The sequence below is a fragment of the Embleya sp. L77 genome (assembly GCF_055557415.1).
This window is the reverse complement of record NZ_CM145709.1, coordinates 4,319,744-4,332,500: the sequence shown is the minus strand read 5'-3', so window position 1 is coordinate 4,332,500 and position 12,757 is coordinate 4,319,744. Positions and strand designations below refer to the sequence as shown.

12 protein-coding genes are annotated in these 12,757 nt (G+C 71.2%); 2 read left to right on the top strand and 10 right to left on the bottom strand.

Going from position 1 to position 12,757, the window contains the following annotated elements; translation table 11 throughout:
* Positions 1 to 740: 740 nt before the first annotated feature.
* Positions 741 to 1,748: a stage II sporulation protein M gene (locus ACZOOI_RS18575; protein ID WP_465276923.1), complete on the bottom strand. Its 1,008-nt coding sequence runs from the start codon at positions 1,746 to 1,748 to the stop codon at positions 741 to 743.
* A 50-nt stretch (positions 1,749 to 1,798) separates the two neighbouring features.
* On the opposite strand from ACZOOI_RS18575, the gene ACZOOI_RS18570 reads away from it, so the two are divergent.
* Positions 1,799 to 2,872 (top strand): RDD family protein, encoded by a 1,074-nt coding sequence (locus ACZOOI_RS18570; protein ID WP_465276922.1) that lies wholly within the window; start codon positions 1,799 to 1,801, stop codon positions 2,870 to 2,872.
* Here ACZOOI_RS18570 and ACZOOI_RS18565 read toward each other — a convergent pair.
* Together ACZOOI_RS18565 and ACZOOI_RS18560 are read right to left on the bottom strand one after the other, a co-directional pair.
* Positions 2,856 to 3,461, bottom strand: a complete 606-nt coding sequence (locus tag ACZOOI_RS18565; RefSeq protein ID WP_465276921.1) for a hypothetical protein — start codon at positions 3,459 to 3,461, stop codon at positions 2,856 to 2,858. The genes ACZOOI_RS18570 and ACZOOI_RS18565 overlap by 17 nt on opposite strands.
* A gap of 9 nt (positions 3,462 to 3,470) precedes the next feature.
* On the bottom strand, positions 3,471 to 3,926 hold the full coding sequence (locus ACZOOI_RS18560) for a MarR family winged helix-turn-helix transcriptional regulator (RefSeq protein ID WP_465276920.1): 456 nt from the start codon (positions 3,924 to 3,926) through the stop codon (positions 3,471 to 3,473).
* 109 nt (positions 3,927 to 4,035) lie between these two features.
* Between ACZOOI_RS18560 and ACZOOI_RS18555 the strand changes: the two genes are divergently transcribed.
* On the top strand, positions 4,036 to 4,965 hold the full coding sequence (locus ACZOOI_RS18555; protein WP_465276919.1) for a quinone oxidoreductase family protein: 930 nt from the start codon (positions 4,036 to 4,038) through the stop codon (positions 4,963 to 4,965).
* 21 nt (positions 4,966 to 4,986) lie between these two features.
* On the opposite strand, the gene ACZOOI_RS18550 is transcribed toward ACZOOI_RS18555, so the two are convergent.
* The 7 genes from ACZOOI_RS18550 to ACZOOI_RS18520 form a co-directional block, all read right to left on the bottom strand.
* Positions 4,987 to 5,763 carry an HNH endonuclease family protein gene (locus tag ACZOOI_RS18550; RefSeq protein WP_465276918.1) on the bottom strand — a complete coding sequence of 259 codons (777 nt, stop codon included), beginning with the start codon at positions 5,761 to 5,763 and terminating at the stop codon, positions 4,987 to 4,989.
* 144 nt (positions 5,764 to 5,907) lie between these two features.
* Positions 5,908 to 7,356 carry an adenosylhomocysteinase gene (gene ahcY, locus ACZOOI_RS18545; protein WP_465276917.1) on the bottom strand — a complete coding sequence of 483 codons (1,449 nt, stop codon included), beginning with the start codon at positions 7,354 to 7,356 and terminating at the stop codon, positions 5,908 to 5,910.
* A gap of 162 nt (positions 7,357 to 7,518) precedes the next feature.
* Complete coding sequence (locus ACZOOI_RS18540) at positions 7,519 to 8,499, bottom strand: cation diffusion facilitator family transporter (RefSeq protein ID WP_391586858.1); 981 nt, start codon at positions 8,497 to 8,499, stop codon at positions 7,519 to 7,521.
* A 141-nt stretch (positions 8,500 to 8,640) separates the two neighbouring features.
* Complete coding sequence (gene manA / locus ACZOOI_RS18535) at positions 8,641 to 9,861, bottom strand: mannose-6-phosphate isomerase, class I (protein WP_465276916.1); 1,221 nt, start codon at positions 9,859 to 9,861, stop codon at positions 8,641 to 8,643.
* Between the two features lie 2 nt (positions 9,862 to 9,863).
* On the bottom strand, positions 9,864 to 11,045 hold the full coding sequence (locus ACZOOI_RS18530; protein WP_465276915.1) for an SIS domain-containing protein: 1,182 nt from the start codon (positions 11,043 to 11,045) through the stop codon (positions 9,864 to 9,866).
* Positions 11,042 to 11,227: a Trm112 family protein gene (locus tag ACZOOI_RS18525; protein ID WP_391586855.1), complete on the bottom strand. Its 186-nt coding sequence runs from the start codon at positions 11,225 to 11,227 to the stop codon at positions 11,042 to 11,044. The genes ACZOOI_RS18530 and ACZOOI_RS18525 overlap by 4 nt, the downstream gene beginning before the upstream one ends.
* A gap of 103 nt (positions 11,228 to 11,330) precedes the next feature.
* On the bottom strand, positions 11,331 to 12,701 hold the full coding sequence (locus tag ACZOOI_RS18520; protein ID WP_391586854.1) for a phosphomannomutase/phosphoglucomutase: 1,371 nt from the start codon (positions 12,699 to 12,701) through the stop codon (positions 11,331 to 11,333).
* Positions 12,702 to 12,757 lie beyond the last annotated feature (56 nt).

Here is a 12,757-nt window from a genome sequence, read left to right as displayed (position 1 = left end):
GCGGCGACTCTCCCGGAGGAATAATCCAGGTATGTCGCCGGCGTCCTTGCTGTGACCTGGGCCCACTGACAGGACCCAGGATTTTCTTCAAAGGAACCACCAACACTGACCGCTGCTCCCCGAGTGGGAAGACGCTCAGCGCCGGGGGTGTTTCTTTGGCGTTGACTTTTGGCACGCTGTTGAGTTCTCAAGGAACGGACGCTTCCTTCGGTGCGGAGTCAACCGCGCCCTCCGGGCGTTTAACGTTCAGTGTGTAGCTTGTGTTGCTGTGTTACCGTGTTTCTTTTGTTTCGCTTTCGCGTTTCCAGCTTAGCACACCGTTTCGGCGGCTTCGCTTTCCTCGCTTTCGGCTTCCACCGCGTTCCCGCGTTTTCCGCCTCCCGGACTCTAGCAGATCTTGCGACCCGCTTTTCATCCGTTGCTTTCCGCCTTCGAAACTTTCGTTTCCTTGGCTTCCGGCTCTTCGAGCTTAGCAGATTCGGTAACCCGTTTCCGCCACGCTCCGGCCGATTGGGAATTCCAAAACCACGCGCACAAGAACAGCAAATAGCCCAACCCGTCGCGAATGAACGCGACCGATGATCGAGAAATTCGATGGTGATGCTGCGGCAGGAATGCAATCCTTGACGGACGCCCCGCTCGACCCTGGCAGATGCTACCAGACTGTCGCGTCGTTGAACAACTTCGCGACAACCCTTCGAATCTACGTGTGCGTCCGGTGGACTGTCAAGATCACCTCTTCAGGCGACCATCGGCAGCTCGTCCGCGACGTCCGAGGATGCCACATCCCCCTGCTCTCCGGCGAATTCGCCCCGGCGGCCCAGGACCACCACGTAGCCGAGGAACAGGACCTCGGCCGCCACGCCGATCGCGATGCGGCCCCAGGTCGGTAGGCCGGACGGAGTCACGAAGGCCTCGATGACGCCGGATACGACCAGGACCAGGGCCAGGCCGACGGCCATGCCCAGGGCGATTCGGCCCTCCTCGGCGATCGCCCCGGCCCGGGTGCGGGGGCCCGGGTCGATCACGGTCCAGCCCAGGCGTAGACCCACCCCCGCCGCGATGAACACCGCGGTGAGTTCGAGCAGGCCGTGTGGCGTGATGAGGCCGAAGAACACGTCCAGGCGGCCCGCGTCGGCCATCAGGCCCGCCGAGATGCCGACGTTCATCGCGTTGCTGAAGACGATGTAGAGCACCGGCAGGCCGAGCAGGATGCCCAGGGCCAGGCAGCCCGCCGTGACCCACGCGTTGTTCGTGGCCACCTGGGCGGCGAAGGAACTCGCCGGGGCGCTGGAGTAGTAGGTCTCGAAGTCGCCGCCGGGGCGGGTCATCTGGCGGATGTCGTCCGGCGCGGCCACCGCGTCGCGGACCGCCGGGTCGTGTGCCACCCAGGCCGCGATGATCGAGGCGAGTGCGACGAAGACCAGTGCCGTGACACCCCACCAGCGGCGACTGCGGTACACCGCCACGGGGAATCGAACGGTCAGGAACAGCACCGCCTCGCGCCAGGCCGGCGTACGGGGTGCGGTGACCGCCGAGCGGGCCCGCGCGGTCAGGGTGGAGAGCCGGCCGACCAGCACCGGGTCGGGCGCGGCCGAGCGGAGCGTCGACAGGTGGGTGGCCGTGCGGCGGTACAACGTCACCAGCTCGTCCACCTCGGGGCCCGACAATCGCCGCCGCCGGCGAGTCAGTTGTTCCAGGCGTTGCCACTCGTGGCGGTGCACCGCGACGAACACGTCGACATCCATACGGTGCATCCTCTCTGGGAGTGGCATCGACGCACACACGGGAGGTGGACGTGTCCGAACTCGTCACGGGCGAAGCGGTCGCGCTCGACCTGCGGCCGGCGCGATTGCCCAGTCGGGCGATCGCGATGGTGATCGACCTGTCCGCGCAGGTGGCGCTGCTGCTGCTCGCGGTCTGGCTGGTGTCACTGGCGGTTCCGGTCGAGGACGACGCGCTCGCGTCGGCGTTGTTGTTGTCGATCGTCGTGTTGGTCGTGGTCGGGTGGCCGGTCGCCTGGGAGACCGCCAGTCACGGGCGGTCGCCGGGAAAGATGGCGCTCGGACTTCGGGTGGTTCGCGACGACGGCGGGCCGATTCGGTTCCGGCACGCGTTGGTTCGCGCGCTGCTCGGGTTCTTCGCGGACTTCTGGACCACGTTCGGGTGCGGCGCGGTCTTCTCTTCGCTTGCCTCGAAGAACGGCAAACGGCTCGGTGACATGGCGGCGGGCACGTTCGTGGTGCGCGAGCGCACTCCCGGTGCGCGGCACCTGCCGGTTCCGCTGCATCCGGCGGCCTCCGCGTGGGCGACCGGGATCGAGTTGTCCGGACTGACCGATGATCTGGCCCTGGCCATTCGGCAATTCCTGTCGCGGCGTGGCGAGCTGGATCCGGCGATAGAGGCTTCGCTGGGCGAGCGGTTGACCGTGGATACCGCGAACCGGATCGGCATCGGCCCGCCGCCCGGAATGCACCCGGTGGTCTACCTGGCCGCGGTCCTGGCCGAGCGGCAGCGGCGGGACTGGGAGCGGTACGCCGGCGGCTCGCACGGTTTCGCCCCCGAACCGCCCTCGCCGGCACCGATCCCGGCATCGACGACGGCACCGACGCCACCGCCCCCCGCACCACGGCCATCGGACCTCGCCCCCGCCTGGACGCCACCCCATGGACAGGTCCCACCACCCCCGCCCGCACCGACAATCACTCCGGCTCCCGCACCCACACCCACACCCGCAGCCGACCCTCGGCCCGCCCCAGCCCCCGCCCCCGCGCCTACACCCGCCCCCACACCAGACCCTCGCCCCGCCCCCGCCGTCCCCCCGACCAATCCCGACCGGCCCGAGCGTCCCGGGTTCACCCCGCCGTCGTGATCCTTCGGTTCGGCGGGGTGTCCAGGGCTTCGAGTTCGATGCCGGGGGCGGCGAGGACCACGTCGCCGCTCAGGTGCACGGTCGCGCGGTCGCCGGTGGCGAGGTCGTCCACCTCGTAGCGTTCGACGAGCAGGCCGTCGTGGTTTTCGACGGCGGCCAGGGTCCAGGACTGGTCCACGGTGTGTGCCGCCAGTACCGGTTCGGTCAGTGCGATCAGGCGCAGCCGCGCGGAGCCGCCGGGGGTCAGGTTCAGCATGGTCGCGGTGGCGATCAGAAAGGCGGGTGAGCGGCCGGTGAAGCCGGCGGCCTTCGCCTCGGCCTCGGTCGCCGGCACGTCGAGGTTCGGGTCCGCCGCCGCGCGAAGCCACACCACCCCGGCCGCGCCGTCCACGACCGTCGCGCCGCCGCGGACTCGCCAGCCGCCGGCGAGCGCCTCCAGGCGCAGCGGTCGTCCTCGGGCATCGAGGGTGAGGTCGATGCCGCTTCCGGTGTAGCGCCAGCCGATCGGGCCGGGGGCACAGGAGAAGCGTTCCTCGCCGAGGGGGGTGCCGTCGTGCGGGTCGTGGAAGGAGTAGGTGCCTGAGGGCATGCGCGGACCCTACGACACGGTGGGTTCGCCGGCGGCCACCACGCGGGTGAGCAGGGCGGTGAAGGTGGCTCGCTCGGCGGGGTCGAGCGGGGCGAGCAACTCGTCCATCGCGGCGTCCACGAGTGGTTCCTGCCGGGCCAGGCGCTGTGCGCCGGCGGGGGTGGTGGCAATCGCGTTCTTGCGCCGGTCGCTGGGGTCGGGGGTGCGGGTGATCAGGCCGTCGGCCTGGAGGCTGTTCAGGATCGCGACCATGTCCTTGGGGTCGATGGCCACCGCGCGGGCGAGTTCGGCCTGGGCGACGGGGCCGTATTCGCGGACGGCGATCAGCACCAGGTGATGGAGCATCGGCATGCCGTCGGCGGCCAGCGCGTCGCGGACCAGTCCGCGGCCGTGCGCGGCGGCGCGGCCGAGCAGCCAGCTGGGCAGGGCGCGGATCCGGGCGGGGGCGGGCAGCTTATCGACCATGGGTGCAGCCTATCCGGAGGATCGTTGGACTTTCCCATGATCAAATCGTTGGACTTTCCCATGATCAAGTGGATACCGTTGGAAGTCCCCATGATTCCTGGAGGTGTGTGTGCGTCGCGTTCGCTATTACGAGTACGGCGGCCCCGAAGTGTTGCGCGTGGAGGAGGCCGAGGCGCCCGAGCCGGGGCCGGGCGAGTTGCTGATCCGCACCGAGGCGATCGGGGTGAGCCTGCCGAGCGTGCGGAAGGTGCGCGAGGGCGGGCTGCCGTTGCCCGGGGTTTTCGGCGGGGACGTGGCCGGCGAGGTGGTCGCGGCCGGTCCGGACGTCACCGGCTACGCGGTCGGCGATCGGGTGGTCGCGATCTCGTTCACGAACGCGTACGCGGACCTGGCGCTCGCGCCGATCTTCACCGCGTCGCACATCCCGGCTGCCGCAAGCGCCGTGGACGCGGTCGCGCTGGTACGCGGTGGTCATGTCGCGCTCGGCGCGCTGGCCTCGGCCGGTTCGGTCGAGGGCAAGTCCGTGCTGGTCACCGGCGCCGCGAGCGGAGCCGGTCACCTGGCCGTGCAACTGGCCCGCACGCGCGGCGCGCGGCGCGTGGTGGCGGCCGTCGGCTCGCCGGCCAAGGCCGACTTCCTGCGCGGGCTGGGGGTCGACGAGGTGGTGTGCTACGACGCCGAGTCGTGGGGCGAGCCGGTCGACGTCGTGCTCGACGGCGTCGGTGGTGACGTGTTGCCGCGCGCGGTGGCCGCGCTCGCGCCGTTCGGGCGGCTGGTCTTCTTCGGCTCCGGCGGCGGGACGGTGCCCGCGTGGGAACTGCTCGCGGGCGCGCGGACCGTCACCGGGATGTCGATGGCCCGGTTCTCCACCGCGTTCCCGGAGTTGTACGAGCGGCACCGGCAGGAGTTGTGGGACCTGGCGCTGTCGGGCCGGCTGCGGGTCGCGGTGCACGAGACGTTCGCGCTCGGGGACGCGGCGAAGGCGCACGCGGTGATCGAGGCGCGCGCCAACCTCGGCAAGGTCGTGTTGCGGCCGTAGGACCCGGCTGCGATTCCCCGGTCAGCCCGCACACTGCGCGAGCATCGCCTGCTTGTCCGCGTCGGTCACCGGCAGGGCGTACTTGATCGAGACCTGCGCGTAGCGAACCACGTACGAGCAGCGGATCGCCTTGTTCGGCGGCAGCCACGTGGCCGGGCTCGAATCGCCCTTGCCACCGTTGATCGGGCCGTCCACGGCGAGCAGGTTGAGCGGGTCGTTGGCCAGCCGGCGGCGCTTGTCCGCGTCCCACTGCGCGGCGCCCATCTGCCAGGACGCGCTCAGCGGCACCACGTGGTCTATCTGCACCGCGGACGCCTTGGCCTTGGTGAACACTATGTCCTTGCCGGTGTACGGATCGGGCAGCGTCATGGCGGTCACGACGCAGCCCTTCCGGTCCTTCCACTGCGTCACCCGGCCGTCCCGCTTGAGGATGTCGTCGCGGGTGTCGCAGCTGTTCCGGCCGAACGGGACGTCGGTGACGCTGTCGGTCCAGGCCGGCCCGTACTTCTCCCGGTCGTAGCCGGTCTGCGGCCCGCGGCCCTTGGTGTCCACCCGCCCGATCAGCGCCCGGGCCCGGGTCAGGTCGGCGGCCGAAGTCAGCGGCGCCAGGCCCGCCTTGACACCTTCCTCGTTCTCCAGCGGGCTGACCGCCTCGCCGCCGGTCGGCGCCTGGCCCTGCGCCGAGGCGGCCGTGGACGAATGGGCCCCAGCCGCGGGTTCGGCCTCCGAGCCGTCGCCCTGACAGGCCGTCAGCGCGGCCCCGGCCAGCAGGATGGATATGTACGTGCGCCGTTGCATGCGACCGCCCCCCGAGGGATGTCGTGTGTCGTCGTTCGATGGCTACCCCGACAACAGGCCGGGCGGCGCACGATCCGTGCGCCGCCCGGCCTGTTGTCGGGATGATCGGTGATCGGTGTCGGTGCCCGGCACCGACGGTCGATGTCAGTAGCGGTAGGCGTCCGTCTTGTACGGGCCCTCGACCTTGACGCCGATGTAGGCGGCCTGCTCCTCGGTCAGCGTCGTGAGCTTGACGCCCAGCGCGTCCAGGTGCAGGCGCGCGACCTTCTCGTCCAGGTGCTTGGGCAGCACGTAGACGCCGATCGGGTACTCCTCGGGCTTGGTGAACAGCTCGATCTGCGCGATGGTCTGGTTCGCGAAGCTGTTGGACATCACGAAGCTCGGGTGACCGGTCGCGTTGCCCAGGTTGAGCAGCCGGCCCTCGGACAGCACGATCAGCTTCTTGCCGTCGGGGAACGTCCAGGTGTGCACCTGCGGCTTGACCTCGTCCTTGACGATGCCCGGGATCTTGGCCAGGCCGGCCATGTCGATCTCGTTGTCGAAGTGGCCGATGTTGCCGACGATCGCCTGGTGCTTCATCCGCTGCATGTCGGACGCCATGATGATGTTGAAGTTGCCGGTCGTGGTGATGAAGATGTCACCGATCTCGACGACCTCGTCCAGCGTGGTGACCTGGTAGCCGTCCATCGCCGCCTGGAGCGCGCAGATCGGGTCGACCTCGGTGACGATCACCCGGGCGCCCTGGCCGCGCAGCGACTCGGCCGAACCCTTGCCGACGTCGCCGTAGCCGCAGACGACCGCGACCTTGCCGCCGATGAGCACGTCGGTGGCCCGGTTGATGCCGTCGATGAGCGAGTGGCGCACGCCGTACTTGTTGTCGAACTTGCTCTTGGTGACCGAGTCGTTGACGTTGATCGCCGGGAAGAGCAGCGAACCGGCCCGGAACATCTCGTACAGGCGGTGCACGCCGGTGGTGGTCTCCTCGGTGACGCCCTTGATGCCGGGGGCCATCGCGGACCACTTGCCCGGGTTCTCCGCGAAGGTCGCGCGCAGCAGCGCCAGGAAGACCGTGTACTCCTCTGAGTCGGCGTCGGTCGCGTCCGGGACGCCGCCGGCCTTCTCGAACTCGACGCCCTTGTGCACGAGCATCGTGGCGTCGCCGCCGTCGTCGAGGATCATGTTCGGCCCGTCATGGCCGGGCCAGTTCAGCGCCTGCTCGGTGCACCACCAGTACTCCTCCAGCGTCTCGCCCTTCCAGGCGAAGACCGGCACGCCGCGCGGGTCCTCGGGGGTGCCCTCGGGGCCCACCGCGATGGCCGCGGCGGCGTGGTCCTGGGTGGAGTAGATGTTGCAGGAGACCCAGCGCACCTCGGCGCCGAGCGCGACGAGCGTCTCGATCAGCACGGCGGTCTGCACGGTCATGTGCAGCGAGCCCATGATCCGGGCGCCGGCCAGCGGCTGCGCTGCGGCGAACTCGCGACGGATCGCCATCAAACCGGGCATCTCGTGCTCGGCGAGGGTGATCTCCTTGCGGCCGAACGCGGCGAGGGAGAGGTCGGCGACCTTGAAGTCGCCGTCGAGCTGCGAAGCCATGGAAGTGAATCCTTCTGCGGAGAGGGGTGGATGGAACTGGAGACACACCGGTGCCGCGGGCGCCGATGCCGTGCCATCCAGTCGGACACTTCTGTGCCTACGGGTCCCGGACCCGACCGCCCTCTGCAGCGACTGTCGTAGTGCGTCACCGACGTTAACACCTCAGTGGTCGGCGGCGTGAGGGTCCTTGCCCCCCGGCGTGGCCTCGGGGTCGGCGCCGCGCACGGCCTCTTCGGTGCGGTATATGTCCGGCTCCAGGTAGATCACCCGAGCGATCGGCACGGCCGCGCGCACGCGCGCCTCGGCGGCGTCGATCGCGCGGGCCACCTCGGCCGCGGTGTCGTCGTGGTTGACCGCGATCTTCGCGGCGACCAGCAGTTCGTCCGGGCCCAGGTGCAGCGTGCGCATGTGGATCAGCCGCTCGACGTCGGGGCCGGCCACGATGGCCGCCTCGATCGCCCGGACCGTCTCCACCCCGGCCGCCTCGCCGAGCAGCAGGCTGCGCGTCTCCAGCGCGAGCACGATCGCGATCAGCACCAGCAGCACGCCGATGCACAGCGTGCCGATGCCGTCCCAGACGCCGTCGCCGGTGGCCACCGCGATGCTGACCCCGGCCAGCGCCAGGATCAGGCCGATCAGCGCGCCGAAGTCCTCCAGGAGCACGATCGGCAGCTCGGGCGACTTGGCGCGGCGGATGAACTGCGGCCAACTCAGCTCGCCCCGGTGCAGGTTGGACTCGCGGATCGCGGTCCGGAAGGAGAACCCCTCCAGAACGATCGAGAAGACCAGCACGCCGACCGCCCAGTACCAGCTCTTCAGCTCGTGCGGATGGGCGATCTTCTCATAGCCCTCGTAGATCGCGAACATGCCGCCGACGGAGAACAGCACGATCGAGACCAGGAAGCCGTAGATGTAGCGCTCGCGGCCGTAGCCGAAGGGATGCTCGGGCGTGGCGTCGCGCTGCGCACGTTTGCCGCCGACCAGGAGCAGCACCTGATTGCCCGAGTCGGCCAACGAGTGCACGCCCTCGGCCAGCATCGACGACGACCGGGTGAACGCGAAGGCGACGAACTTGCCCACCGCGATGCCCAGGTTCGCCGCCAGTGCCGCGACGACCGCCTTGGTTCCGCCACCCGCGCTCATAGGTCGACTCCCACCCGTTGGTTGACCATCGTCGTCACCGGTCGCCGGCTGCCGTACGTCGGCGATCAGTGTGCCATCGGGCATCCGTGTACCCCGGGAGGCCCGCGCTACCGCGCCCGCGCGTCGATTGCCCGGCGGCGCTCAGGAGCACGGGACGTTCGCCCGGAAGACCAGGCCGTCGTCCCCCTCGACGGTGACCGCGACCCGCGGTTCGCCCGCGCGCACGTACACCGACTGGCCGCGGGCCAGGTCGAGCACGGCGCCGTCCGCGCCGGTGGCCGTCGCCCGGCCGCGTACGCACAGCAGGATCTGCGGGCCGGCGGTGTCCAGGAGGTAGGGCTCGCGGCCCGAGGTCGCCCGCAGCCGGGAGAGCCGGAAGTCGGCGACCGGGGTCGCATAGACCTCCTCGCCCGGGTCGACCTCGGTCGGCTCGGGGCCCAGGATCTCCACCGGGCCGGCCCGGAAGGCCATGATCCGCAGCAGTTCGCCGACGTCGATGTGCTTGTCGGTCAGGCCGCAGCGCAGCACGTTGTCGGAGTTGGCCAGGATCTCGACCACGACGCCGTGCAGGTAGGAGTGCGGCATGCCGGCCGCGAGGAAGACCGCCTCGCCCTCGCGCAGCCGGATGTGGTTGAGCAGCAGGGCCACCGCGACGCCCGGGTCGCCCGGGTGGCGCTCGGCCAGGCCCGCGACCGCGGCGCAGGCCTCCGCGTACGGCGATCCGTTCGCGGCCAGCCGGCGGCAGGCCGCGGCGACCGCGTCGACCACGCCGGTGCGCAGGCGGGCGGGCAGCATGAGCACGTGCGTGGTCGCCGCGCGCAGCGCCGCCTCCTGGTCCGGGTTGCGCAACGCCCGTGCGAACGGGGCCAGTTCCGGGACGTCGAGGGCGTCGAGCAGCTTGAGCGTCTCGGCGATCTCGCGATAGCCGACCAGGCCCTCGAAGTCGCCGAGCGCGCAGATCATCTCCGGCTTGTGGCTGGAGTCGCGGTAGTTGCGGTGCGGCGCGTCGATCGGCACGCCGCGGGCCTCCTCCTCCGCGTAGCCGTGCCGGGCCTGGACCGCGTCCGGGTGCACCTGGAGCGACAGCGGTTCCTCCGCGGCCAGCACCTTGAGCAGGAACGGCAGGCGCGGGCCGAACCGGGCCGCGGTGTCCACGCCGAGTTCGCCCTCGGGGTCGGCGGCGATCAGCTCGACCAGCGAGTACGGTCCGTGGCCCCGGTCGATCTCGGAGGGCGCGCCCGGGTGGGCGCCCATCCACAGCTCGGCCTGGGGTTCGCCGGTGGGGGCGACGCCGAGCAGTTCGGGGATGGCCGTGAGCGAACCCCACGCGTTGGCGCGGATCCGGTTGACGAGGCGGTCCATGGCTAGCGGGGACCACCTTCGGTCCAGGAGAACAGCCCCGGCACGGCGGGGCCGACGCCGGTGCCCAGGGCCAGGTAGACGGCGGCGAAGTCGGTCACCGCGATCAGCTCGGCGAGCCGCTCCAGCGGGCTGCCGCCGCGGGCGCCGACCTCGCCGACGGCGGACTGGCCGAGCGCGCTCAGCGTGCGTCGGGCCCGGTCCAGCTGTGCCGCGGTGTCCCGGTCGTCGTGATCGACGAGCAGCACCGGGTACATCCGCACCGGCTCGCTCTCGTCCACCCGGTCGCGGAAGAAGTCGTCGGGGTCCGCGGCCTCGCCTGCCTCGCCCGCGGTGAAGACCCGGTCCTGGTAGCGGCCCGCGGTGGGCAGCGCGCCGGACAGCGCGGGGGTGGCGGCGACGCCGACGCACATCGTCGCGAACCGCTCGGCGGCCACGCCCGCGACGGCGCCCGCGCCCCAGATCACCGGGATGGTGCCGGCCATCGCGACGGCCAGCCCCTTGGCGGGGTTGAGATAGGCGTCGGCGGCGGGCCGGCAGCGGGTGCTCGCCTCGTCGAGGCGGTCGGCCATCGCGTCCACGCCCGCCAGTGCCTCGCCGGGGGTGAACGCACTCGCACCGGCCGCGCCGGTGATCGCCAGGAGCGCGGTGAACAGCGGCCAGAACGCGGTCTGCGCGGCGAACGCGGTGTCGTCGGCGTAGCCGACCGCGCCGACCGGGACGGCGTCGACGGGAACCCGGACCACCACGCCCCGGGACTGCTGCACGGCGGCCTCGAGCGGCGACCCGGCGGGAGTGGCCGCGGCCACCTGGCAGCCGCGGCGGTAGGCCTGCCCGGCGAGCTCGATCAAGCCGGGCTCGTCCCCTCGGCCGGCCAACAGCACGAGGTCCATCGGACCGGCCCAGCCGGGCAGCACCCCGCCCGCCGCGAGCACCAGGGGCAGGGCAGCGTCCGCGCCGGTGACCGCGCGCAGCGCATGGTCCAGCGGCCCGTACGCGGGCGCGGCCAGGATCACCGTGCGCGGTCGGTCCCGGGACGCGATCGCGGCGGGCACGGCCTCGCGCGCGGCCTGCACGGCCCGGCGCACCTGTGCCCCGGCACCGGCCAGGGCGCGCAGCGTGTCCGCCGCGTCGGCCCGGGCGATGCCGTCCTGGTCGTCCAGCAGGCCCTCGTCGAGGATGTTCATGCCCGCGCGGTACCGGGCCGGCGGGCCTCGTCCGCGAGCAGCACCGGAATGTCGTCGACGACCGGGTACACCAGCCCGCACGCGGAGTTGTCGCAGGCCAGCGCGGCGTCCCCGTCCCGGTGCAGCGAGGCGTGGCAGACCGGGCAGGTCAGGATCGCCAACTGCGACGGTTCCAGATTCACGACATCTCCCACTTTCCGACTGCACGCGCCGATTCGTACATATCAGTCCCGATTCGGCGCGGCAGCCGTCCGATTGAACCCATCACCTTACCGAGCCGACCGGTCAACCCCGGACGAGTCCCAGCACCTCGTCCCGGATGGCGATCATGGTCGGCTCGTCGTCGGCCTCGACATTCAGGCGCAACAGCGGCTCGGTGTTGGAGGCGCGCAGGTTGAACCACCACCGGTCGGCCACCACGGTCATCCCGTCCAGGTCGTCCACGGTGACGGTGGGCCGGCCCTCGAAGGCGGCCCGCACCTTCGCGGTCGCCGCCGCCTGGTCGGTGACCTCGCTGTTGATCTCGCCGGACGCCGGGTAGCGGTCGTACTCGCTCGCGAACTCGGACAGCGGCAACCCCTGCCCGCCGAGCGCCGCGAGCACGTGGATGGCGGCCAGCATGCCGGTGTCGGCACGCCAGAAGTCGCGGAAGTAGTAGTGCGCCGAGTGCTCGCCGCCGAAGATCGCGTCGGTCTTCGCCATCTCGCCCTTGATGAACGAGTGGCCGACCCGGGTGCGCACCGCCCGGCCGCCGTGCTCGGCGACGATCTCCGGAACGGCGCGCGAGGTGATCAGGTTGTGGATGACCACCGGCGCGTCCTCGCCGTTCGCCCTGGCCCGGGCGATCTCGCGGACCGCGACCAGCGCGGTGACCGCGGACGGCGAGACCGGGTCGCCGTGCTCGTCGACCACGAAGCAGCGGTCGGCGTCGCCGTCGAAGGCCAGGCCCAGGTCGGCCCCGCTCTTGCGGACCTCGGCCTGGAGGTCGACCAGGTTCTTCGGGTCCAGCGGGTTGGCCTCGTGGTTGGGGAACGAGCCGTCCAGCTCGAAGTACAGCGGGACGATCTCCAGCGGCAGCCCGCTCGCGGCGCCCAGCACGCTGGGCACGGTGTGCCCGCCCATGCCGTTGCCCGCGTCCACGACCACCTTGAGCGGGCGGATGCCGGTCAGGTCGACCAGGCCCAGCAGGTGCGCGGCGTAGTCGGCCAGCACGTCGTGCTCGGTGATCGTGCCCGGTTCGCCGGCGTACTCGGGCACGCCCGCCTCGGCGAGCGCGCGGATGTCCGCCAGACCGCTGTCCTGGCCGATCGGGGCGGCGCCCGCGCGGCACATCTTGATCCCGTTGTACTGCGCGGGATTGTGGCTGGCGGTGAACATCGCGCCGGGAAGATTCAGGCTGCCACTGGCGAAGTAGAGCTCGTCGGTGGAGGCCAGGCCGATCAGCGTGACATCCGCGCCCTGGCTTGCGGCGCCGGCGGCGAACGCGCCGGACAACTCCGGCGAGGACGGGCGCATGTCCCAGCCGATCACGATCGCATCGGCCTCGGTGACCCGTACGAACGCCGCGCCCAGTGCCCGCGCGGTGTCGGCGTCCAATTGGTCGGGGACCACGCCCCGCACGTCGTACGCCTTCACGATCTGGGAGAGGTCGCGCACCCGAAGACTCCACTCGCTCGGCCGCGGTCCCGAATCGCCGCGGCAATGACCCTGAC

Bases quoted from the DNA above. Each gene is read 5' to 3' on its own strand.
- ACZOOI_RS18575 (WP_465276923.1), bottom strand. From the start codon at position 1,748: ATGGATGTCGACGTGTTCGTCGCGGTGCACCGCCACGAGTGGCAACGC.
- ACZOOI_RS18565 (WP_465276921.1), bottom strand. From the start codon at position 3,461: ATGCCCTCAGGCACCTACTCCTTCCACGACCCGCACGACGGCACCCCC.
- ACZOOI_RS18560 (WP_465276920.1), bottom strand. From the start codon at position 3,926: ATGGTCGATAAGCTGCCCGCCCCCGCCCGGATCCGCGCCCTGCCCAGC.
- ACZOOI_RS18550 (WP_465276918.1), bottom strand. From the start codon at position 5,763: ATGCAACGGCGCACGTACATATCCATCCTGCTGGCCGGGGCCGCGCTG.
- ahcY (WP_465276917.1), bottom strand. From the start codon at position 7,356: ATGGCTTCGCAGCTCGACGGCGACTTCAAGGTCGCCGACCTCTCCCTC.
- ACZOOI_RS18540 (WP_391586858.1), bottom strand. From the start codon at position 8,499: ATGAGCGCGGGTGGCGGAACCAAGGCGGTCGTCGCGGCACTGGCGGCG.
- manA (WP_465276916.1), bottom strand. From the start codon at position 9,861: ATGGACCGCCTCGTCAACCGGATCCGCGCCAACGCGTGGGGTTCGCTC.
- ACZOOI_RS18530 (WP_465276915.1), bottom strand. From the start codon at position 11,045: ATGAACATCCTCGACGAGGGCCTGCTGGACGACCAGGACGGCATCGCC.